This window comes from Serratia sp. (in: enterobacteria), from assembly GCF_046715635.1.
Taxonomy (GTDB): domain Bacteria; phylum Pseudomonadota; class Gammaproteobacteria; order Enterobacterales; family Enterobacteriaceae; genus Chania.
On record NZ_JBKJYW010000082.1, the window covers coordinates 1 to 20426 of the forward strand.

The 20426-nt window shown below is 53.9% G+C and carries 23 protein-coding genes and 1 other annotated feature; of the genes, 15 read left to right on the forward strand and 8 right to left on the reverse strand.

Features of this window, described 5'->3' with window-relative positions; translation table 11 throughout:
• Positions 1-342: 342 nt before the first annotated feature.
• The 3 genes from ACLQ7H_RS03870 to rnm all read right to left on the reverse strand — a co-directional run bounded on the left by ACLQ7H_RS03870 (position 343) and on the right by rnm (position 2781).
• Positions 343-894: a hypothetical protein gene (locus tag ACLQ7H_RS03870; RefSeq protein WP_411751531.1), complete on the reverse strand. Its 552-nt coding sequence runs from the start codon at positions 892-894 to the stop codon at positions 343-345.
• 287 nt (positions 895-1181) lie between these two features.
• Positions 1182-1802, reverse strand: coding sequence for an L-threonylcarbamoyladenylate synthase (locus ACLQ7H_RS03875; RefSeq protein WP_021181255.1), 621 nt, complete (start codon positions 1800-1802; stop codon positions 1182-1184).
• Positions 1803-1911: 109 nt separating this feature from the next.
• Complete coding sequence (rnm, locus tag ACLQ7H_RS03880; protein WP_411751532.1) at positions 1912-2781, reverse strand: RNase RNM; 870 nt, start codon at positions 2779-2781, stop codon at positions 1912-1914.
• A 259-nt stretch (positions 2782-3040) separates the two neighbouring features.
• Positions 3041-3145: a sequence feature (Trp leader region), on the forward strand.
• Positions 3146-3173: 28 nt separating this feature from the next.
• Between rnm and ACLQ7H_RS03885 the strand changes: the two genes are divergently transcribed.
• The 7 genes from ACLQ7H_RS03885 to ACLQ7H_RS03915 all read left to right on the forward strand — a co-directional run bounded on the left by ACLQ7H_RS03885 (position 3174) and on the right by ACLQ7H_RS03915 (position 10269).
• Positions 3174-4733 carry an anthranilate synthase component 1 gene (locus tag ACLQ7H_RS03885; protein ID WP_411751533.1) on the forward strand — a complete coding sequence of 520 codons (1560 nt, stop codon included), beginning with the start codon at positions 3174-3176 and terminating at the stop codon, positions 4731-4733.
• Positions 4733-5314, forward strand: a complete 582-nt coding sequence (locus tag ACLQ7H_RS03890) for a glutamine amidotransferase-related protein (RefSeq protein WP_411751534.1) — start codon at positions 4733-4735, stop codon at positions 5312-5314. The genes ACLQ7H_RS03885 and ACLQ7H_RS03890 overlap by 1 nt, the downstream gene beginning before the upstream one ends.
• 16 nt (positions 5315-5330) lie before the next feature.
• Complete coding sequence (trpD, locus tag ACLQ7H_RS03895; RefSeq protein ID WP_411751535.1) at positions 5331-6329, forward strand: anthranilate phosphoribosyltransferase; 999 nt, start codon at positions 5331-5333, stop codon at positions 6327-6329.
• A 3-nt stretch (positions 6330-6332) separates the two neighbouring features.
• Positions 6333-7694 (forward strand): bifunctional indole-3-glycerol-phosphate synthase TrpC/phosphoribosylanthranilate isomerase TrpF, encoded by a 1362-nt coding sequence (gene trpCF / locus ACLQ7H_RS03900; protein ID WP_411751546.1) that lies wholly within the window; start codon positions 6333-6335, stop codon positions 7692-7694.
• Between the two features lie 38 nt (positions 7695-7732).
• Positions 7733-8923, forward strand: a complete 1191-nt coding sequence (gene trpB / locus ACLQ7H_RS03905; protein WP_411751536.1) for a tryptophan synthase subunit beta — start codon at positions 7733-7735, stop codon at positions 8921-8923.
• A complete protein-coding gene (gene trpA, locus ACLQ7H_RS03910) occupies positions 8923-9729 on the forward strand; it encodes a tryptophan synthase subunit alpha (RefSeq protein WP_411751537.1) in 807 nt (268 codons plus the stop codon). The genes trpB and trpA overlap by 1 nt, the downstream gene beginning before the upstream one ends.
• A gap of 225 nt (positions 9730-9954) precedes the next feature.
• Positions 9955-10269 (forward strand): BON domain-containing protein, encoded by a 315-nt coding sequence (locus tag ACLQ7H_RS03915; protein WP_411751538.1) that lies wholly within the window; start codon positions 9955-9957, stop codon positions 10267-10269.
• A gap of 42 nt (positions 10270-10311) precedes the next feature.
• Here ACLQ7H_RS03915 and ompW read toward each other — a convergent pair whose 3' ends face one another.
• Positions 10312-10953: an outer membrane protein OmpW gene (gene ompW, locus ACLQ7H_RS03920; RefSeq protein ID WP_411751539.1), complete on the reverse strand. Its 642-nt coding sequence runs from the start codon at positions 10951-10953 to the stop codon at positions 10312-10314.
• Between the two features lie 295 nt (positions 10954-11248).
• On the opposite strand from ompW, the gene ACLQ7H_RS03925 reads away from it, so the two are divergent.
• Positions 11249-11689, forward strand: coding sequence for a YkgJ family cysteine cluster protein (locus ACLQ7H_RS03925; protein ID WP_411751547.1), 441 nt, complete (start codon positions 11249-11251; stop codon positions 11687-11689).
• 42 nt (positions 11690-11731) lie between these two features.
• Positions 11732-12526, forward strand: coding sequence for a YciC family protein (locus tag ACLQ7H_RS03930; protein WP_411751548.1), 795 nt, complete (start codon positions 11732-11734; stop codon positions 12524-12526).
• Positions 12527-12575: 49 nt separating this feature from the next.
• Here ACLQ7H_RS03930 and ACLQ7H_RS03935 read toward each other — a convergent pair whose 3' ends face one another.
• On the reverse strand, positions 12576-14279 hold the full coding sequence (locus ACLQ7H_RS03935) for a SulP family inorganic anion transporter (RefSeq protein WP_411751540.1): 1704 nt from the start codon (positions 14277-14279) through the stop codon (positions 12576-12578).
• A 222-nt stretch (positions 14280-14501) separates the two neighbouring features.
• Here ACLQ7H_RS03935 and ACLQ7H_RS03940 point away from each other — a divergent pair, with 222 nt between their 5' ends.
• Positions 14502-15041, forward strand: a complete 540-nt coding sequence (locus ACLQ7H_RS03940) for a septation protein A (protein WP_411751541.1) — start codon at positions 14502-14504, stop codon at positions 15039-15041.
• Positions 15041-15463: an acyl-CoA thioester hydrolase YciA gene (yciA, locus tag ACLQ7H_RS03945; protein WP_021181241.1), complete on the forward strand. Its 423-nt coding sequence runs from the start codon at positions 15041-15043 to the stop codon at positions 15461-15463. Before ACLQ7H_RS03940 ends, yciA begins: the two co-directional genes overlap by 1 nt.
• 48 nt (positions 15464-15511) lie before the next feature.
• Here the strand turns inward: yciA and tonB are convergent, their stop codons facing one another.
• Positions 15512-16258 (reverse strand): TonB system transport protein TonB, encoded by a 747-nt coding sequence (tonB, locus tag ACLQ7H_RS03950; protein WP_411751542.1) that lies wholly within the window; start codon positions 16256-16258, stop codon positions 15512-15514.
• A gap of 319 nt (positions 16259-16577) precedes the next feature.
• On the opposite strand from tonB, the gene ACLQ7H_RS03955 reads away from it, so the two are divergent.
• Complete coding sequence (locus ACLQ7H_RS03955) at positions 16578-16874, forward strand: YciI family protein (protein WP_411751543.1); 297 nt, start codon at positions 16578-16580, stop codon at positions 16872-16874.
• Between the two features lie 115 nt (positions 16875-16989).
• Here ACLQ7H_RS03955 and ACLQ7H_RS03960 read toward each other — a convergent pair whose 3' ends face one another.
• On the reverse strand, positions 16990-17547 hold the full coding sequence (locus ACLQ7H_RS03960) for a TetR/AcrR family transcriptional regulator (RefSeq protein ID WP_411751544.1): 558 nt from the start codon (positions 17545-17547) through the stop codon (positions 16990-16992).
• 120 nt (positions 17548-17667) lie between these two features.
• On the opposite strand from ACLQ7H_RS03960, the gene ACLQ7H_RS03965 reads away from it, so the two are divergent.
• On the forward strand, positions 17668-19152 hold the full coding sequence (locus tag ACLQ7H_RS03965; RefSeq protein ID WP_411751545.1) for an MFS transporter: 1485 nt from the start codon (positions 17668-17670) through the stop codon (positions 19150-19152).
• Between the two features lie 214 nt (positions 19153-19366).
• A complete protein-coding gene (locus ACLQ7H_RS03970; RefSeq protein WP_021181236.1) occupies positions 19367-19858 on the forward strand; it encodes a Dps family protein in 492 nt (163 codons plus the stop codon).
• Positions 19859-19906: 48 nt separating this feature from the next.
• Here the strand turns inward: ACLQ7H_RS03970 and ACLQ7H_RS03975 are convergent, their stop codons facing one another.
• Positions 19907-20083 (reverse strand): YciY family protein, encoded by a 177-nt coding sequence (locus ACLQ7H_RS03975; RefSeq protein ID WP_004945296.1) that lies wholly within the window; start codon positions 20081-20083, stop codon positions 19907-19909.
• 235 nt (positions 20084-20318) lie between these two features.
• Between ACLQ7H_RS03975 and ACLQ7H_RS03980 the strand changes: the two genes are divergently transcribed.
• A partial coding sequence (locus tag ACLQ7H_RS03980) for a hypothetical protein (RefSeq protein WP_411751549.1) occupies positions 20319-20426 on the forward strand: 108 nt, incomplete at its 3' end.

A 20426-nucleotide genomic window follows, 5' to 3' on the forward strand; every position in this document is an offset into this window, starting at 1 on the left:
GATGCTGCTGCCGTTCACTACGAGAATACCGTATTGTCATATTTTACCTCAGCGTTGTCATATTGACCGAGGTTAGAATGTGATAACGGTGCATCGTTAACAATGTGAGTTCGCCGGACGCTTACGTCTCATCTTAACACTTTTCAGCTATGAACCTACCTTAAGCCAACTCAGTTGCCCGACATTGATTAACGCTTAAGATTACTAGAAAGCTGGTTGGTTGGGCTGCCCTCACCATCAACGGCGACAGTGAATGACCATTTTCAGGCTCGCCCAAATCCTTCCTTGTGAGTTGTTCAGCTAATTATTCGTGCAACTCTGCGACCAAGGAAACTGAAACTTTCATGTGGGCCAGTTGGAAAGGATTTCAGTACGAGTTTCATAATAATCACTTAGTTTAAATCGGGTATGGTGGATCAGTTCAAGAATGCTGTTCAGGGAGTCAATGCTAAACTGTATGTATTCTTGATTTATCCCATCCTTGGTTATCTTAGTCCCCAGATACGTATAACCCTCAATATCTGTATTATTCCAATCTGCATGAACAGTTAAGTTTCTTAACCGACCACATTCTCTAAGGTCCTTGATCAGCAGCTCAAAACCCGGGACTTCCTTCTGAAAGCCCCAATGAAACATGTCAGAGTATCTTTTGAACAGATCAACTTTTGCAGAATAGTTCATACCGCTAATAACTATTATCCCCATCTGATCTGAACGATCACTAAAGCTCTCATAAATCATATGATCTAAGTCTTTTTCCAATGTGTTGAAAAACATGACTATCTGACCAATCAAAGGAAAAGCTTGCTCCAAATATCCCTCTTGGATCTCAGCGTCAAGCTCTTCAATGTCGTGCATTAAGAATTGTTCAAATGATTTACGTTTTATCTTCACGAACACAACCCTTTTAACATTATGATTTGTGACTAGTGTGTAACACATTAGGGAATACAACTTGAGCTAAAAGCTGTCACACAAACCCACCCCCCTCAGATTGTGTTTTTATTATGTTGTTGTTTTTATTAAACAATTAATTTAAACATTGCGCCTTCACAGGCGTCGGGGGGACTTTGCCGCCACTCTCACCGAGGAGAGACGGCCGCAAAGATTAGCACTTGGTCAAAACCAACCGCTTATTATACAGGCTTTGTCCCTCCTTGGCACTGACTTCATCCGGCAGTTTAGCGGAAAGGCGCTGGATCGCCCGCCCCTTCACGGATCACTTCCGGGGAGGATTCAGTCAGATCGATCACCGTGGTCGGCTGCTGGCCCAGGAAACCGCCGTGGATCACCAGATCCACCTGCTTGCCAAGGTGTTCGCTGATCTCTTCCGGATCGGATTCGGCAAAGTCATTGCCTGGCAGCATCAGCGTAGTCGACATCATTGGCTCATTGAGCACTTCCAGCAATGCCAGAGCGATCGGGTTGGATGGCACGCGCAGGCCGATGGTTTTACGCTTGTCATTCATCAGCCGACGGGGCACTTCTTTGGTCGCTTTCAAGATGAAGGTGTAGTTGCCCGGCGTATTGTTCTTGATCAGGCGAAACGACGAATTGTCCACATAGGCATAGGTCGACAGCTCGGACAGATCGCGGCACATCAGCGTGAAGTTGTGGTTGCCGTCCAACTGGCGAATACGGCAGATACGCTCCAAGGCCGTTTTCTCTTCAAGTTTGCAGCCCAGCGCGTAGCCAGAGTCTGTTGGATAGACGATCACACCGCCCTTGCGCAGCACCTCTACGGCCTGATTGACCAGGCGCGGCTGCGGATTGTCCGGGTGAATATAAAATAGCTGGCTCATCTGTAACTCCTGAAAATGATGCACGCGCGCGACAACGCCCGCGTTAAATCAATCTATACCCGTCGTCTTTCAGCCATAGCTTGAAATCCATAGGATAAACTAGGGTTGGCTAGGGCTGTGGCCAATCGCGCCAAACCGGTTCAACACCGCCGGGTAACCACAGTTTGCGCCCCAACTCAATCCACGAACAGGGCTGATGGAAATCCGAACCCTGAGACGCCAATAATTGGTAGTCCTGCGCATATTTAGCCAACACCGTACGCTCATGAGGAGCTTGCTGACACTGCGCCACCTCCATCGCATCACCGCCGTGTTCGGCAAAATAGGCCAGCAGACGTTTCAGCCATTTGGCCGTCAGATCGTAACGGCCCGGATGCGCCATCACCGCTTGGCCACCGGATTGATGAATGACATCAATGGCTTGTTCTATTGTACACCACTGTGGCGGAACATAGCCGATTTTCCCTTTGGCAAGATACTTCTTGAACACCTGCGCCATGTTGTCAGCCATGCCCTGCTGCACCAGAAAACGGGCAAAATGCCCTCTGGTGACCGCGCCGTCCCCCGCTAGCTGTTGCGCTCCGGCATAGGCATCGGGAATACGCGCTTTCGCTAACCGAACGCCGATTTCCTGCGCACGCAGATTACGGCGCTCGGTCTGTTCGACCAGCAGCTGTAACAGCGCCGGATGGGCAATATCGAGCCCCAGCCCAACAATGTGGATCTCATGGTTTTCCCACAGCGTAGAAATTTCCACGCCGTTAACCAGCTGCAAGGGCAAGGCGAGATCGGCTATCGAGGCCGCGGCCTCTGCCAATCCGTTAGTGGTATCATGATCGGTAATAGCCAGCACGCCAACGCGCATCTCAACGGCTCGTTGCACCAACTGAGTCGGCGTTAAATAGCCGTCCGAAGCGGTGGTGTGGCTGTGGAGATCGTACAGGGTAAAAGCGGAGGGTTGTGGGCTGCTGTCTGTCAAAAGGGATATCCTGCGATGGCTTGGCTTTCTATCATACCCGTTATGGTTGGCCGGACGGAAATCTATTCTGCCGATAGCGCTCCCGATAGATTAATCATTTCACTCTTGCCGCTAATATAATGTGCAAAAAGAGAGTTGACATTGCCTTTCCGTTCCAGTTAACTAGTACACAAGTTCACGGTGGTGACAGTGACCGTGTTAGATGAATAAGTTGGATGATTATACAGAGAGCACAATGATGACTAAGCACACTTCTCTTCTTCGCTGGTGGCGTACTTCCCAATCAAGGGTCGAGTAATCACGCATACCTGTCATCTGACACTGCAGATTCCCTAGGCCCGCTCATTACAGCGGGCTTTTTTATGGACAAGATTTGACTGGAACTACCGAAGATGAACCTCAAACCACAGCTCAAACTACTCACGGCACAGGCCGGTTACCGCAGCGACCCGACGGCGATTTTTCATCAGCTGTGCGGCGCTCGCCCTGCCACACTGTTGCTGGATTCTGCGGAAATCAACAGCAAGCAGAACCTGAAAAGCCTGCTGATTGTCGACAGTGCCCTTCGCATTACCGCATTAGGCCGCAAGGTCAGCCTTCAAGCGCTGACCGCTAACGGCGCGGCCCTGCTGCCACTGTTGGATGAGGCCTTGCCTGCCGACGTTCAAATCCAGGCTCGCCCTAATGGCCGTGAGTTAACTTTCCCGGCGATTGATACGGTACAAGATGAAGATGCCCGCCTGCGTTCATTGTCGGTGTTTGATGCATTGCGTACGATGCTGACGTTGGTCGATGCCCCGGCTGATGAGCGTGAAGCCATGTTGCTCGGCGGCCTGTTTGCCTATGACCTGGTTGCTGGCTTTGAAGACCTGCCGGAGCTGCGCCAAGACCAACGCTGCCCGGACTTCTGTTTCTATCTGGCGGAAACGCTGCTGGTGCTGGATCACCAACGCGGCGTAGCTCGTTTACAAGCCAGCGTATTTACCGGTGACAACGCTGAAACCCTGCGTTTACAGCAGCGTCTCGAACAGCTTCAGGTGCAATTGCAACAAACTCCAATCGCCATTCCTCAGCAGAAACTGGAAGACATGCAGCTAAGCTGCAATCAGAGCGATGAAGAGTACGGCGCGGTAGTCAGCCAGTTGCAGCAGGCCATCCGCCACGGTGAGATTTTCCAGGTAGTGCCTTCTCGTCGCTTCTCCCTGCCTTGCCCTAACCCGCTGGCGGCTTACCAGACGCTGAAGGAAAACAATCCAAGCCCTTACATGTTCTTTATGCAGGACAACGAGTTCACGCTGTTCGGTGCCTCGCCGGAAAGCGCGCTGAAATATGAAGCTACCAACCGCCAGATCGAAATCTACCCGATCGCCGGTACTCGTCCTCGCGGACGCCGCGCCGACGGTTCGCTGGACCTGGATCTCGACAGCCGCATCGAACTGGAAATGCGCACCGACCATAAAGAGCTGGCGGAACACCTGATGCTGGTCGACCTGGCTCGCAACGATCTGGCACGCATCTGTGAGGCTGGCAGTCGCTATGTTGCCGACCTGACCAAGGTCGACCGTTACTCTTTCGTAATGCACCTGGTTTCCCGCGTGGTCGGCAAGCTGCGAGGCGATCTCGACGTACTGCATGCTTATCAGGCCTGTATGAATATGGGCACGCTGAGCGGCGCACCGAAAGTGCGCGCCATGCAGCTGATTGCCGCCTCTGAAGGCACCCGCCGTGGCAGCTACGGCGGCGCAGTGGGCTACTTTACCGCTCACGGCGATCTCGATACCTGTATTGTCATTCGTTCCGCGTATGTTGAGGACGGTGTTGCCACCGTGCAGGCCGGTGCCGGTGTGGTACTGGACTCCGTTCCACAGGCGGAAGCCGATGAAACCCGTAATAAGGCACGTGCCGTGCTGCGTGCTATCGCCAGCGCGCACCAGGCCAAGGAGATTTTCTAATGGCCGATATCTTACTGCTCGACAACGTCGACTCCTTTACTTACAACCTGGTCGATCAGCTGCGTGCCAGCGGCCATCAGGTCGTGATTTACCGTAACCAGATTGCCGCCGAGATCATCATCGCGCGCCTGCAACAGATGGAGCAGCCTATTTTGATGCTGTCCCCAGGCCCTGGTACTCCAGCCGACGCCGGTTGTATGCCCGAGCTGTTGCAACGCCTGCGCGGCCAGATGCCGATCATCGGTATCTGTCTCGGCCACCAGGCGATTGTGGAAGCCTATGGTGGCCACGTTGGCCAGGCCGGCGAGATCTTGCACGGCAAGGCGTCGTCCATTACTCACGATAACCAGGGGATGTTTGCCGGTATGGCCAACCCGCTGCCGGTCGCCCGCTATCACTCGCTGGTCGGCAGCAATATCCCTGAAGAACTGACCGTCAATGCCCGCTTCGGCGACATGGTGATGGCAGTGCGTCACGATGAACACCGCGTATGTGGTTTCCAATTCCATCCAGAATCCATTCTGACCACCCAAGGCGCGCGTTTGCTTGAGCAGACTTTAGCCTGGGCGCTGGCGAAATAATTAAGGGGAACCGACTATGCAACCTATTCTTGAAAAACTGTATCGCTCAGAGTCGATGAGCCAGGAAGAAAGCCAGCAGCTGTTCAGCGCTATCGTGCGCGGTGAGCTGGAACCTAGCCAACTGGCGGCAGCACTGATTAGCATGAAGGTCCGCGGTGAACGCCCGGAGGAGATCGCCGGGGCAGCCAAAGCACTCTTGGCCGATGCCCTACCGTTCCCACGGCCAGACTATGCCTTCGCGGATATCGTCGGTACCGGCGGTGATGGCACCAACAGCATCAATATCTCCACGGCAAGCGCCTTTGTCGCCGCAGCCTGTGGAGTCAAGGTCGCCAAGCACGGCAACCGCAGCGTCTCCAGCCGTTCCGGTTCATCCGATCTGTTGTCGGCTTTCGGGATCCGCCTGGATCTGCCAGCGGAAGAGTCCCGCAAGGCATTGGACGAATTGGGCGTGTGTTTTCTGTTTGCGCCGCAATATCACACCGGTTTCCGCCATGCGATGCCGGTACGCCAACAGTTGAAGACACGCACGGTGTTCAACGTACTCGGGCCGTTGATTAACCCGGCTCATCCACCGTTGGCGGTCATTGGGGTCTACAGCCCGGAACTGGTGCTGCCCATCGCCCAAACCCTGCGCGTACTGGGTTATCAACGCGCCGCCGTCGTGCACGGTGGCGGTATGGATGAAGTGGCGATCCACACCGCCACTCACGTAGCCGAACTGAATGACGGCGAAATTGAAAGTTATCAACTGACGCCTAAATCCTTCGGGTTGGACAGCCACCCGCTGGGTTCCCTGCTGGGCGGGTCGCCGGAAGAAAACCGTGACATTCTGGCAAGGTTGTTACAAGGTAAAGGTGAGCCAGCGCACGCCGCGGCAGTCGCCGCCAACGTCGCACTGTTGCTGAAACTTTTCGGACAGGAAGACCTGCGCCAGAACGCGCAGCAGGCATTGGAAATGATCCACAGTGGGCAAGCTTACCAGCGTGTCACTGCTTTGGCAGCAAGAGGATAAATGATGCAGGAAACCGTGCTCAACAAGATTGTTCGTGACAAGGCGCAGTGGGTCGCGGCACGTAAGCAACAACAGCCATTGGCCAGCTTTCAAAACGAAATCGTGCCAAGCGAGCGTAGCTTTTATCATGCACTACAAGGCACCAGAACGGCATTTATTCTCGAATGCAAGAAAGCCTCTCCTTCCAAAGGGCTGATCCGCGAGAATTTTGACCCGGTAGAAATCGCTTCGGTGTATAAGGACTTCGCCTCGGCGATCTCGGTGCTGACCGATGAGCAATACTTCCAGGGCAGCTTCGATTTCCTGCCGCTGGTGAGTAAAACCGTGACCCAGCCGGTGCTGTGTAAGGACTTTATGATCGACCCTTACCAGATCTATCTGGCACGTCACTACCAGGCCGACGCCATTCTGTTGATGCTGTCGGTGCTCGATGACGAACAGTACCGCCAACTTGCCGCGGTGGCACACAGCCTGAATATGGGCGTGCTGACCGAGGTGATCAGCGAAGAAGAATTACAGCGCGCGATACAGCTCGAAGCCAAAGTGATTGGCATCAACAACCGCGACCTGCGCGATCTGTCTATCGATTTGGATCGCACCCGCACCCTGGCACCTAAAGTGCCACATGGCGTGACGGTGATCAGCGAATCCGGCATCAATAACTATCGCCAGATCCGTGAACTCAGCCGCTATGCCAACGGTTTTCTGATCGGCAGCGCGTTGATGTCGGAAACCAACCTGCGCAGGGCGGTACGCCGCGTGGTCCTGGGCGACAACAAAGTCTGTGGCCTGACCCGGCCGCAAGATGCCGCTGCCGCTTATCAGGCCGGTGCCAACTACGGTGGTCTGATTTTCGTTAGCCGTTCCCCGCGTAACGTGGACATTGCTCGCGCCAGGGAAGTGATCGCCGGAGCGCCGTTGAAATACGTGGGCGTTTTCTGTGATGCACCGATCGATACGGTAGCGCAAACTGCTGAGCGCCTTGGTCTGCATGCGGTGCAGTTGCACGGTGCGGAAAACCAGTATTATATCAACGCCTTGCGCGCCGAGCTGCCAGCCACCTGTCAGATCTGGAAAGCCCTGAGCGTGAAAGACAGCCTGCCCGCTCGCGATCTGCAACAGGTCGATCGTTATCTGCTGGATAACGGCGCTGGCGGTACCGGGATTCGCTTTGACTGGTCGGTTTTGCAGGGCCAAACGCTGGACAACGTGATGCTGGCTGGTGGCCTGAGTGCAGACAACTGCGTGGATGCGGCCCTGCTGGGCTGTGCGGGCCTCGATTTCAACTCGGGCGTAGAGAGCCAACCCGGCATCAAAGATGCCGAGCGTCTGGCGGCGGTGTTCCAAACCCTGCGCGCCTACTGATTGCGAACCTCATTTAACGGATAATAACGGGAAAAATAATGACGCTGCTTAACCCTTACTTCGGCGAATTTGGCGGTCAGTATGTGCCGCAAATTTTGATGCCAGCCCTGAAACAACTGGAAGAAGCCTTCGTCAGCGCCCAGCGTGACCCAGAGTTCCAGGCAGAGTTTATCGATCTGCTGAAAAACTATGCGGGCCGCCCAACGGCACTGACGCTGTGCAAAAACCTGACTGCCGGTAGCAAAACCAAGCTCTACCTGAAGCGTGAAGATCTGCTGCACGGCGGTGCCCATAAAACCAACCAGGTATTGGGCCAAGCGCTGCTTGCCAAACGCATGGGCAAAACCGAGATCATTGCAGAAACCGGCGCGGGTCAACACGGTGTGGCCTCTGCGCTGGCCTGCGCCCTGCTCGGTCTGAAATGCCGTATCTACATGGGTGCCAAGGACATTGAACGCCAATCACCTAACGTATTCCGTATGCGCCTGATGGGAGCAGAAGTGATCCCGGTGCACAGCGGCTCTTCCACGCTGAAAGATGCCTGTAACGAAGCGCTGCGCGACTGGTCTGGATCTTACGAGAAGGCCCACTACATGCTGGGCACTGCCGCAGGCCCGCACCCGTTCCCGACCATCGTGCGTGAATTCCAACGCATGATCGGCGAAGAAACCAAAGCTCAGGTGCTGGAGCGTGAAGGCCGTCTGCCGGATGCCGTTTTGGCCTGCGTTGGCGGTGGTTCTAACGCCATCGGCATGTTTGCCGACTTTATCGATGATGCCAGCGTTGGCCTGATCGGCGTTGAACCCGCCGGCCTGGGGATCGAAACCGGCCAGCATGGCGCGCCGCTGAAACATGGCAAGGTGGGGATCTACTTCGGTATGAAATCACCGATGATGCAAACCTCTGAAGGCCAGATCGAGGAGTCTTACTCGATTTCCGCCGGTTTGGACTTCCCTTCCGTTGGCCCGCAGCACGCCTATCTCAACAGCATCGGCCGTGCAGAATACGTGTCAATCACCGATGATGAAGCCTTGGAGGCTTTCAAGGAACTCTCCCGCCACGAAGGGATTATCCCGGCGTTGGAGTCTTCCCATGCCCTGGCGCACGCGCTGAAAATGATCCGTGAAGAGCCGCAGAAAGAACAGATCCTGGTGGTTAACCTGTCCGGCCGCGGCGACAAAGACATATTTACCGTTCACGACATTCTGAAAGCACGGGGAGAAATCTGATGGAACGTTATCAGCAACTGTTCAAACGGTTGGAAAATAATAAAGAAGGCGCCTTCGTACCGTTTGTAACCCTCGGCGACCCAAACCCGACGCTGTCGTTACAGATCATCGATACGCTGGTGGAAAACGGTGCAGATGCCTTGGAGTTGGGGATCCCCTTCTCCGATCCGTTGGCTGATGGCCCAACTATTCAAAGTGCAGCGCTGCGTGCTTTCGCTTCTGGCGTCACGCCAACGCACTGTTTTGAAATGCTGGCAGCGATCCGCCAGAAACACCCTGATATTCCGATTGGCCTGCTGATGTATGCCAACCTGGTATTTCACGGTGGTATTGACGAGTTTTATCAGCGCTGTGCGCGGGCAGGTGTGGATTCGGTCTTGATCGCGGACGTGCCTTTCGAAGAGTCAGCACCTTTCCGCGCGGCGGCAACTCGCCACGGCATTGCGCCAATCTATATCTGCCCGCCCAATGCGGACGAAGATTTACTGCGTGAAATCTCGTCCCACGGCCGGGGTTACACTTACCTGCTGTCACGCGCCGGGGTAACCGGGACGGAAAGCCGCGCGCAGTTGCCGCTGCACCATCTGGTCAATAAGCTGCGCGAGTATCATGCAGCACCACCGCTGCAAGGCTTTGGTATCTCCGAACCTTCGCAGGTCAAGGATGCGCTGCAAGCCGGGGCAACGGGGGCAATCTCCGGTTCGGCAATTGTTAAAATCATCGAACAGAATCAGGCACAACCGGCAGAAATGCTAGCCAAGCTCGGCAAGTTTGTGCGTGAAATGAAAGCCGCTACCCGCGTTTAATCTCCCAGCCCTCAATCACCGGATACGGAGAAGGTATCCGGTGATAACACTTTGTTTACCCTAAGTCTTGCTGCAGATATTTTTGCAAACAGTTTGAACAAACCCGCATCCTGCCCCACAATCATATTTACCGCTATTTATTCGGTGGTTCAGTGCGTACGTTTCCGTTAGCTGATAGAAATCAGCCTTTCATTTCAACAATAACATTTGCAAGGAGAGTCATTTATGAAGCTATTTAAAACCCTTTCGGCGCTGTGCACGGCGGCTATTTTGGCTATGGCAGTTTCTGCCTGTGCTCCAACGGCAAAATCAGAAGGGACTGGCGGCTATATTGACGATACGGTCGTCACTACCAAGGTGAAGTCAGCACTGCTGGCGGATAAAACCATCAAGTCCACCGAGATTAGCGTTGAAACCTTTAAGGGCCGGGTACAGCTGAGCGGTTTTGTCAGCTCCAACGCCGATGCTAATCGTGCCATTCAGGTCACACGCGGCGTGGCGGGGGTTAAATCCGTCGAAAACGATATGCGCATTAAATAACTGAAGAGGGAGGCGCCGAACAGCGCCTCCTTTATTGCTGCCTTAGAAGCGGTAGCCCGCACCAAACATAAACACCCACGGATCCAGACGCGTATCAACGCTCTGATGTTGATCACCCGCGTCAAAGCGAACCTTGGTCTCGATATTCATCCACCAAACCGACATGTTCAGCATCCAGTGCTCATCCAGGTTGTAATCCAGACCCGCCTGCCCGGCAACACCCCAGGAATTTTTCAGATCCAGGTTGCTTAAACCCGCGTCCTTGCCGTTGTCGTTGAATTTCTCGTCGAAGAACATGGTGTAGTTCACACCAATACCCAAGTATGGACGCAGTTTGTCTTGCTTCTCGCCAAAGTAGTACTGCGCCATCAGCGTTGGTGGCAGTTGGCGAATGGTTGCAATATCCCCGTTGACCGCTGGGCCACCCAGAGAAACTTTATGGCGGAACGGCGTTGCGGCCAGCAATTCAACGCCGATATTGTCCGTCACCATATAGCCAAAAGTCAGACCCAACTGGGTGTTGTTATTGGCGTTGAAAGACCCTTGGCCTAAAACGTTGTCCGAACCCGCATTTGGACGAACCGTTGCAGTACCTGCACGGAACAGGAAATCACCTGCTTGATGCGCGCTTGCTACCATAGGAGCCATCAAAGCCCCTAACACCACCAGAGTTGTCTTTTTCATTATCCATTCCATTTGTGTGGTTTACAGTCCCGATGAATATACCTATTAACAGGTATTCATGATCCACTCGAGATCACATCTTAAGTGTAAAAATTTAAATTCCCACCAAAAACAAAGCCACTTAAGGTACTAATAAATCGATAATTGATCTGAATCAATAAATGCCATTTGTTGCAAATTTGATGCATGTTTGAATTTCTGTTACCAAAAAAAGTTGCTAAAAAAAATGCCGATGCGTAATTTCATCATTCCTGTTGGTTTTGGTTGGGCCGGTAAGGAGTCGGTGGCAATCAAGATGAGCGAAATTCAAAATCCCTGCACCAGCTGCGGCGCCTGCTGCGGTTATTTCCGAGTATCATTCTATTGGGCCGAAGCGGAAGATGGCGGCGGCGTGGTACCTATCTCTTTAACTGAACCCTTAAGTCCTTTTCTGCGTTGTATGCAGGGGACTAACAGCAAGTCCCCGCGCTGCACCTCACTGGTAGGTGAAATTGGCCAGGCGGTTTCATGTTCGATCTATCCCAATCGTCCTAGCCCTTGCCGCGAATTCGATCAATCAGGGGAAAACGGCCTGCGCAATGAAGCCTGCGATCGGGCCCGTGAACGCTATGGCTTGCCACCCTTACCTGTGCCACTGCCATTATCGCTACCAGAGACCATAATCGCCCAAGAAATCAGCACAGTGCCATTCACGGGGTGCCACAGCGGCGCGGAACAGGGTACAATCGTCCACTGATTTAACTACGTTCCCGACTGCCAAGGAGTCTGCATGCCAAGCATGCCAATTACGGCCAACACGTTGTACCGTGACAGTTTTAACTTTTTCCGTAATCAGGTTGCCAGCATTGTGCTGTTGGCACTGCTGACCGCATTCATTTCTGTGCTGCTTAATCAGGCTTTCAGCCCCGATATCGAGCAGTTGAAGATCCTGACCGCGACGGAAAGTGATTTGGCCTCCAACGCCGGTGCCGGCATGGGGATCCAGGAAATCATTCAGCAAATGACGCCTGAACAGCAGATGGTGCTGTTGAAAGTGTCCGCCGCCGCCACGATTTCCGCTTTAGTGGGTAACGTGCTGCTGGTGGGGGGCATGTTGACGCTGATCCGCCTGGTTTCTGAAGGCCAGCGTACCAGTGCGCTGCGGGCTATCGGGATATCTGCCCCGCTATTGCCGCGCTTACTGTTGCTGCTGTTTGTCTGCACCTTGCTGACCCAGCTAGGCCTGACGCTGTTCGTCGTGCCCGGCGTGATCCTGGCGATCTCGTTCTCACTGGCCCCGGTGATTTCCGTAGCCGATGGGAAAGGCATGTTTGCCTCACTGAAGCTGAGCTGCAAGCTGGCCTTTGCCAACGCGCGGGTGATCGTACCGGCGATGATGCTGTGGCTGGCGGCCAAACTGCTGGTGCTGTTTATGGTCAGCCATTTGTCGGTGTTGACACCACACGTTGCCAGCATAGTGCTGACCGCATTGAGCAATCTGGTTTCTGCCCTGCTGCTGATTTATCTGTTCCGGCTGTATATGTTACTGCGCGACACAACGCCCGCTTCTGGCGTGTCCTTAGATAAAAGATAAACCGAGACAGTTGACGTTTAAGGGCACGCTTTTGGTGTGCCCTTTTTATTTACTGCGCCGTGGCGGGTTCGGCCTGTTCCTTACTTTGTATCAGCTTGAGTGCCAGATAGAGGTCGGGTACCAAGATCAAATCCTTATCCCGCCCAACCCGATTGATACGGAACCAGCGCGTTAACTCGGTGCGCCGTCCGGCCAGCACCAGCTTTACGTTACGCTGTAACAAATCACGTTTTAACTCATCAATGGCCGCTAGCACGCTGATATCCGCATGGGTAAAACTGGCCACCGCATCCACCACCACCCAACGCGGCTGGAACGGCGTGCTGTCGACCAGATTGAGGATGCGCCGTTTGAAGTAGGCCACGTTAAAATAGGTCAATGGGGAGTTAAAGCGGTACATCATCACGCCCTGCACCGCCTTCACCCCGTTGTTGTTGCCCATTGAGTGGATCATGCCTTCCTCATTAACCCCCAGCAATTGCTCCGTTGGGCGAAATACAGTGCGGAGAAACTGCATCAGGCCAAGCAAAACCGCTAAGCCAATACCGCTAATCACCCCCACCAACAGCACGCTAACGAAGGTAAAGGCCGCCAGCCGGAACGCCTGGGTATTTCGCTTGCGCAGGAGCCAGAGGCCGCGAATGTCGAGCAACGACCAAGCGGCGTATATCAGCACCACGCCTAACCCAGCTACCGGAATAAATTGCAGCGGCGAAGTCAGGAACAGCAGCACAATGCCGATGACGATGGCGGCAATAATCGATACCAGCTGGCTCTTGCCGCCGTTGGCATCATTTACTGCCGTACGCGAATCGGCGCCGCTGATGGCAAACCCTTGTGACAGCGCGGAAACAATGTTCACCAGCCCCAGCGCACGGAACTCCGCATCGGCATTAACCTCGTAGCCATTCTTCGCCGCAAAGCTGCGCGCCGTCAGCATCATGCTGACAAAGCTGACCACCGCCAGGTTGAGTGCAGGTATCACCATGTCACGCAGTAAGCCCGGTTGAAAATCCGGCCACTGAACGATGGGCAGCATACCGCTGAAGCCCCCTACGGTAATGATGCCGTGCTGCTGCAAATTACCCGCCCAGGTGATGAAGGCGACCAGCACGATGGCAAACAATGGCGCTGGCCAGTTGGGCCGCAGCTTTTTAACTCCCACCAGCATCGTCAGCGTGAGCAATGAAATACCCATCGTCAGCCAATCGCTGTGCAGAATATTGCTGGGCAAGGCGTAAATGCGTTCAATCAGCTGCGCCGGTGGCATACTGAACCCCAGCACTTTACCGATCTGATCGACAATGATGGTCACCGCCACACCGTTCAGCAATCCGCTGAGGATCGGGCGAGAAAGCAGGTCTGCCAAGGCCCCGAGCCGGAAGCGGCTGGCCAACAGACACCAAGCTCCCATCATGGCGGTCATCATGATGGTGAGCTGCCAGTGCAACTCCATACTTCCTGCGGCCAACGGAGTCACCACGGCGGCGATTACCGCACAGGTTGCCGCATCCGGCCCGACAATCAGCTGCCGTGACGAGCCAAAAATGGCATAGGCGATCATCGGTAAAATACAGGAGTAAAGCCCAACCACCGGGCTGACACCGGCCAATTCGGCATAGGCGATCGCCACCGGCAAAGCTACCGCTGCGACCGATAACCCAGCACGAATATCCGGCTTCAACCAACTGCGTTCATATCCTAACAAATGCGTCAAACCAGGCGTCCACGCCCGGAGAGATTTCCACTGCATAGCTATTTTCCAGGGTAAATTATGCGGCTATTATTGTGCTTAATATGCGACGTACGCCCAGTGCTTGCAAATAACCGACGGTAACAATCGTAAGTTTATGCAAATTCTGGTGTTTACAGCAGCAATCTAACGGACGAACACCGATAATCTGCCCTTTAGGGCGATACACAGACCGCGCCAAATCCGGTATAGTCGCCCGATGAACCTATGATGGATTGATTTATGAAGCAGTTTCTTGATTTTCTACCCCTGATTGTCTTTTTTGCCTTTTATAAGCTTTACGATATTTACGTCGCCTCGGGGGCCTTGATCGTCGCCACCGCCCTGGCACTGGTCTTTACCTGGCTGAAATATCGCAAGGTAGAGAAGATGACGCTGATCACCTTTGCCATGGTCGCCGTATTCGGCACCTTGACCCTGGTGTTCCACAACGACCTGTTTATCAAATGGAAGGTCACGGTCATCTACACCCTGTTCGCCCTGGCGCTGCTGATCAGCCAACTGATACTGAAAAAGCCGCTGATCCAACGCATGCTGGGTAAAGAGCTGAGCCTGCCGGACAGTGTCTGGAACCACCTTAACCTTGCCTGGGCCCTGTTCTTCCTGGCCTGCGGCTTAGCCAATATCTATGTCGCATTCTGGATGCCGCAGGACGTTTGGGTTAACTTCAAAGTATTTGGCCTGACCGTGCTGACGCTGGTCTTCACCCTGTTGAGCGGTATCTATATTTACCGTCATATGCCAGAAGAGCAGAAGAAATAATGACCGAACAACGACCTTTGCCTAGCGGTGAGCTGGTGCTGCGCACGCTGGCCATGCCAGCAGATACCAATGCCAACGGGGATATTTTTGGCGGCTGGCTGATGTCGCAGATGGACATCGGCGGCGCGATCCTGGCCAAAGAGATTGCCGAAGGGCGCGTGGTGACCGTTCGGGTAGATGGTATGACCTTTCTCAAGCCGGTCGCCGTAGGTGACGTGGTGTGCTGCTATGCCAACTGTATCCGCAGTGGCCGCAGCTCGATTACCATTAATGTGGAAGTTTGGGTCAAGAAAGTGTCTTCTGCCCCGATTGGCCAGCGTTACCGTGCCACGGAAGCGGTCTTTACCTATGTAGCAGTAGATGATGGCGGCAGCCCTCGCGCCCTGCCAGACGGTAAGATGAACTTCCGCGTTGGCGAGTAAGCTAACGTCAGATAGCAAAAAGGTCGCAAATGCGACCTTTTTTATTGCTTACTCGACCGTTGAACCTTCCATTTTGAAGACGATGGTCTTCGTCAGGTTCTGCGCGGTTTTGGCCTCATAGCGCCATTTACGCATTGCCTGCTTCACCTCACGTTCGAACATATTACGTGGCTCCGCGGACAGAATACGCACGTTAGTAACCCGCCCGTCGCTATCAACATCGAACTGAACCTTGACCTTGCCTTCAATCTGCAATGCCAGGGCACGCGGTGGATACATCGGCTTGCCGATGCTCAGGGCTTTCGGCCCCAACTCACGGGAAGTTCCCGGCGCGGGTGCTGATGGAGCCTGTTTAACCGGTGCCTTGTCGATCGGCTTGGCTTCAGATTGATTATCGAACGGCGAAGGTTCACGCGGTTCGGTCTTCTTCACTTCACGCTTGACCGGTTTCTCTACCTTCGGTTTCGGTTTTGGCTTCGGCTTGGGTTTCTCCGGCTCCGGTTTAGGGATGGCGACCGGTACCGGCGGTGGCGGCTCGGGCTCCGGGATCGGTTCTGGCTCAGGATCCGGTTCCACCTGTGGCTCCGGTTCCGCCGCAGCCGGCGGTGGCGGTTCTGCCAGCGCGGTCATATTCACCATCATGACGCTGATAGGGGCATCTTCCTGCTTCGGCAGCTCCAACACTTCGTTGACGGAAGCGTAGAGCAAGGCGGCCACCAGGGCACTGTGCAAACCAACGGAGAGGACAATTGGCACGGAAATTCGGCGAATAAGGAACATTTTGTTTAGCGGCATAATGATTCTGTTTCCTCTGGTGCGCCAAGTTTAAATGCAAATAGCAATCATATTCAATAACGAAAGACAAACTATCGCTTTAATCGGCATCATTAGGCGCTAAAACCAGCAAACTCATAGGGATATTAACTTTTAATTAGCCTTTTATTGAGCTTTGCATACGGACTGTTAACCAATGTGTTCCCTCACTCGTCAATCGCAGCACGCGCAGCTATCTTCAGCACGGTAATGAATTTTTATCTGGATTGGCATTCCCTTGTCACAGGTTTTGCGCTACTTTGTGATTACCCCTCTATGGCAATGATTTTAAAGGTGAAATATGCTTTATCTGATCTACGCACAAGACGTATCGGGCACGCTGGAACAGCGCCTGGCCGTTCGCCCCGCCCATCTGGCTCGCCTGCAGGCGCTGCGTGATGAAGGCCGGTTGGTGGTCGCTGGCCCTAACCCCGCTATCGATAGCAACGATCCGGGCCAGGCTGGGTTTACCGGTTCTACCGTGATCGCCGAGTTCCCTTCGCTGGAAGCAGCAAAATCCTGGGCAGCGCAAGACCCGTATGTAGATGCAGGCGTGTACGGAGACGTCACGGTCAAACCGTTCAAGCAGGTTTTTTAGGCAAAAAAAAGCCAGCACGGAGGTGGCTGGCTAAAAGTGGGTTCTTCGAGGGAATATCTTTATGCGTTAAACATACTCGCCGCGCGGAGCGATCGCCATCTATCAGTGTGATAGGTCAACCATTGCGAGCCGTTTCGGTAAGAACCCACTTTTGCAGATCGCCAAACATCTCTTCCCATTCCTGCTGGGTAATATCCATAAAGCCGAAGAAGCGCAGCATGAAGGCTCCTTCGGTAGCCAGGAAGGCCAAACGCGCCTTTCTCCCCGCTTCGGTGGTCAGATCCAAACCTGCTATGCGGCTGCGATACCATTCTCGCGTGCTGTCAAGATGTTCTGGCGTTTGAATTAACGTCGCCATGAGTCCGGCAGCCTTGGCGCTGGAAGCCTGATCAGAGCTGCATGTCGCCTGCATATGCGCCTGGACGATGGTCAGCGGGTCCGGATCGCTACCCGCGATATGGTCAAAAACCTGCTCATAAACCTTGCCCCAACGGTCAAACATCGCATCAATGAGCGCATCTTTGCTACCAAAGCAGTATTGCACTCCTCCCTTGGAGATCCCCATGGCCTTGGCCACCGAATCGATGGTTAGCCCTGCTGCACCCAGAGTTGCCACAATCTCTTCTGCGGTATCCAGCACCTTGTCACGATCGATACTCCGTTGACGCCCCATTGAGAAAGCCCCTTTTCAATACGTACGTATGGATTTATATTATAGCAGTATACCCTCGGTGCTACCGGTGGTTACCGTAAGGTGACGCAGCCGCGTCATCGGTTTACTAGGATACTCTTTATGCACGCCCAAAACCGCTGGTTGATCCTGGCAATGATCTCCAGTGCGCTATTTTTAATCATTACCGATATGACGGTACTTTACACCGCGTTGCCTCGCCTGACTCAGGCATTGGATGCCACCGCTTCACAAAAACTGTGGATCGTTAACGCCTACCCGTTGGTGGTTGCTGGCCTCCTTCCCGGCGCTGGCATGTTAAGCGACCGTCTTGGCCACAAAAAAATGTTTATCGCCGGTTTGCCAGTGTTTGCCTTGGCCTCACTGTGCGCCGCGTTCTCCCCCAGTGCCGAACTGCTGATTGCGTCACGGGCTTTCCTGGCCATCGGAGCCGCGATGATGATGCCGGCCACGCTATCCATTGTGCGCCACGTCTTTACCGATGAGCGTGAACGTGCGCTGGCGATTGGCATCTGGGCCGCCGTGGCCTCCGGTGCCGCCGCGCTTGGCCCGGTGGTAGGCGGCGTTCTGCTGTCCTATTTCTGGTGGGGCTCGGTATTTCTGATCAACGTGCCGGTGGTGATGCTGGTCCTGCCGCTGGCGGTATATCTGATCCCTCGTTGCGGCGGAGACAGTCAACGCCCCTGCGACTTTATCAGCTCGCTACAGATCATGTTCGGCCTGGTGGCGTCGATCTATGCGCTGAAAGAGCTGAGCAAACCCGCGTTCTCCCTAGGTGACTTCGCCATTGCGGCGGCGCTCGGTACGCTGTTCCTGACCCTGTTTGTCCGCCGCCAGCAGCGGGCACAATACCCCATGATCGATTTCTCCCTGTTCCGCAATCGCCTGTTTGCCAGCGGTGTCGGTGTGGCGATCGTTTCAATGATCGCGCTGATCGGGGTCGAACTGGTGTTAAGCCAGCGGTTACAGTTGGTGCTAGGCATGACGCCGCTGCTGGCCGCGCTGTTTATTTTACCCATTCCGGTAGCCTCCGCTCTGGCTGGCCCGTTGGCAGGGGCTTTGCTACCGCGTTATGGCGAACGCTACATGTTGGTGGGCGGCTTTATTCTCACCGCTTTAGGCATTGCCGGTGTCGCCCTATGGTATCAAGGCAACGTCATTATGCAGTTGATCTGCCTGTTTGTGGTGGGTTTTGGCCTCGGCGGTGCCATCACCGCCGCCTCAACGGCTATTATGCTCAACGCCCCCGAAGACAAGGCAGGCATGGTCGCCGCCATTGAAGATGTCTCGTGGGAGTTGGGTGGCGTGTTAGGCGTCACGCTGCTGGGCGGGTTGATGACGGCGGTCTATAGCCACAGCCTGGTATTGCCTGCCAATCTGCCTGCAGGCGATCTCGCTTATGACAGCATTGATGAGGCGTTACGGCTGGCCGGAGAAATGGGGGCTGACAGCGCAGAAAGACTGACCCAGTTGGCTAGGGGCGCCTTTGATCAGGCATTTATTGCCGTGCTGATCGCCGCCGCATTGCTCACCAGCCTGAGCGCCGGTGTGCTAAAATTTGCTTTACGCAAAAGTGCGCAGGTGTAATTTAATCGATGAGGTTCCGTGGGCGCAGCATGCAGCGCCCCTACCCGACAAACCCATTGATGAATGTAAGCAGCTTGAAAGACGACGGCTAAATTGGTTTGAACGATTGAATTGATGCTTAGTAGCAACTTTAACCTTATGATAGATCCGGTTAACCTGTTTTGTATGGATATCAATCTAGATAATCGAAACAAATAATCAGGAGAAGATTATTATGGCAACGGCAAAGAAAGCGACCAAGACTCATATCGGCCTAGACACCAAACAATCAGCAAAACTCTCTGAAGCACTGAACGCCTTACTGGCGAACTACCAAGTGTTGTACATGAACGTACGCGGCTACCATTGGAATATTTCCGGCCCGCACTTCTTTGAACTGCACGTCAAGTTTGAAGAAACCTACAATGACCTGCTGACCAAAGTGGATGAGCTGGCAGAGCGTATTCTGACGCTGGGTTCACAGCCTCGCCACGCCTTCAGTGACTATCTGAAAACGGCAGATATCAAGGAAGACACCAATGTCACCGACGATAAAGGCACCCTGCGTGGCTTGCTGGAAGGTTACGCCATTTTGTTGCAACAGCAGCGCGAACTGCTGACGCTGGCCGCAGAGGCCGGTGATGAGGGCACCTCTTCGCTGATGAGCGATTACATTAAAGAGCAGGAAAAACAGGTGTGGATGTTGAACGCCTACCTGGGTAAATAACCCAAGACCTGCAAATAACAGAACAGCCCATAACGGGCTGTTTTTGTTTTACCACTCGTAAGCCACAACGAACAATAAGGCTCTGCGGTGTTGATCGTCCAAACGACGGCGAACACGAATGATATGCCGATTGCTGCACGACTGGCGTTCCAGCCAACGGTGCCTGCGCCGCTGGCTCTGCCGTAACATCCTCCAGCGGCCCACTTCATTTCTACTGCGTCTCATTTTACGTTACCCATCAATGCCAACCGCGGGCATTATAGCCCTTTCAACGCGCGATCCAAGTCGCCCGTTTATCGCTGTATTGACGCCTACAATATAGAAAGCATGTTTTTTGTTTTCGGCAAGTCCCTTTGGTCAATCATTTTTATGTAACTTAATGGCCTAGAAAAGGTTTCACCTTTGTTGTTCTGTGCGTACACTCTTTATTGGTGGCTTACCAACGGAAATTTTTGCCTTTATGACAACCTTTTATACCGTAATTAGTTGGCTCTTGGTGTTTGGCTACTGGCTGCTTATCGCCGGGGTCACATTGCGTATTCTGATGAAACGACGCACCGTGCCTTCG